General features: G+C 58.5%; 1 protein-coding gene. It reads left to right on the forward strand.

Translation table 11 applies throughout. From position 1 onward, the window contains the following. A partial coding sequence (locus G434_RS23545) for a phage tail tape measure protein (RefSeq protein WP_016249721.1) occupies nt 1–1,933 on the forward strand: 1,933 nt, incomplete at both ends.

The following is a 1,933-nucleotide window of genomic DNA, read 5'->3' on the forward strand; positions in this document are numbered from 1 at the left end:
CGGCCAGATTTGACGAGCAGATGGCCAGAGTCAGGCGTCATTTTTCCGGTACGGAAAGTGATGCGAAAAAAACAGCGGCAGTCGTTGAACAGTCGCTGAGCCGACAGGCGCTGGCTGCACAGAAAGCGGGGATTTCCGTCGGGCAGTATAAAGCTGCCATGCGTATGCTGCCTGCGCAGTTCACTGACGTGGCCACGCAGCTTGCAGGCGGGCAAAGTCCGTGGCTGATCCTGCTGCAACAGGGTGGTCAGGTGAAGGACTCCTTCGGCGGGATGATCCCCATGTTCAGGGGGCTTGCCGGTGCGATCACCCTGCCGATGGTCGGGGCCACCTCGCTGGCGGTGGCGACCGGTGCGCTGGCGTATGCCTGGTATCAGGGCAACTCAACCCTGTCCGATTTCAATAAAACGCTGGTCCTTTCCGGTAATCAGGCGGGACTGACGGCAGATCGTATGCTGGCCCTGTCCAGATCCGGGCAGGCGGCAGGGCTGACGTTTAACCAGACCAGCGAGTCACTGACGGCGCTGGTGAATGCCGGTGTGCGTGGTGGTGAGCAGTTTGAGGCAATCAGCCAGAGTGTGGCGCGTTTCTCCTCTGCATCCGGCGTGGAGGTGGACAAGGTCGCTGAAGCCTTCGGGAAGCTGACCACTGACCCGACGTCTGGGTTGACGGCGATGGCGCGCCAGTTCCATAACGTGACGGCGGAACAGATTGCGTATGTTGCTCAGTTGCAGCGTTCCGGCGATGGGGCCGGGGCATTGCAGGCGGCGAACGAGGCCGCAACGAAAGGGTTTGATGACCAGACCCGTAAACTGAAAGATAACATGGGTACGCTGGAGACCTGGGCAGACAAGACTGCACAGGCATTCAAATCCATGTGGGATGCGGTGCTGGATATTGGTCGCCCGGACTCCTCTGCAGATATGCTCGCCAAAGCTGAAAAGGCTTTTGATGAAGCGGATAAAAAATGGCAGTGGTATCAGAGCCGAAGCCACCGGCGCGGTAAAACGTCAGCATTTCTTGCCAATCTCCGGGGGGCATGGGAGAAGAGAGAGAATGCGCGACTTGGGCTTTCAGCCGCCACGTTGCAGGCAGATCTTGAAAAGGCCAGTGAGATGGCAGCAAAAGATCGGGCCGAGTCTGAGGCATCACGGCTGAAATATACCGAAGAGGCGCAGAAGGCTTACGAACGCCTGCAGACACCGCTGGAGAAATATACCGCCCGCCAGGAGGAACTGAATAAGGCACTGAAAGACGGAAAAATCCTGCAGGCAGATTACAACACGCTGATGGCGGCGGCGAAAAAGGACTATGAAGCGACGCTGAAAAAGCCGAAGCAGTCCGGCGTGAAAGTGTCTGCGGGCGATCGTCAGGAAGACAGTGCTCATGCTGCCCTGCTGACGCTTCAGGCAGAACTCCGGACACTGGAGAAGCATGCCGGAGCGAATGAGAAAATCAGCCAGCAGCGCCGGGATTTGTGGAAGGCAGAAAGTCAGTTCGCGGTACTGGAGGAGGCGGCACAACGTCGCCAGCTGTCCGCACAGGAGAAATCCCTGCTGGCGCATAAAGACGAGACGCTGGAGTACAAACGCCAGCTGGCTGTACTTGGCGACAAGGTCACCTATCAGGAGCACCTGAACGCGCTGGCGCAGCAGGCGGATAAGTTCGCACAGCAACAACGGGCAAAACGGGCCGCCATTGATGCAAAAAAACGGGGGCTGACTGACCGGCAGGCAGCGCGGGAAGCCACGGAACAGCGCCTGAAGGAACAGTATGGCGATAATCCGCTGGCGCTGAATAACGTCATGTCAGAGCAGAAAAAGACCTGGGCGGCTGAAGACCAGCTTCGCGGGAGCTGGATGGCAGGCCTGAAGTCCGGCTGGAGTGAGTGGGAAGAGAGCGCCACGGACAGTATGTCGCAGGTTAAAAGTGC

This window comes from Escherichia sp. KTE172, from assembly GCF_000408845.1.
Lineage (GTDB): Bacteria > Pseudomonadota > Gammaproteobacteria > Enterobacterales > Enterobacteriaceae > Escherichia > Escherichia coli.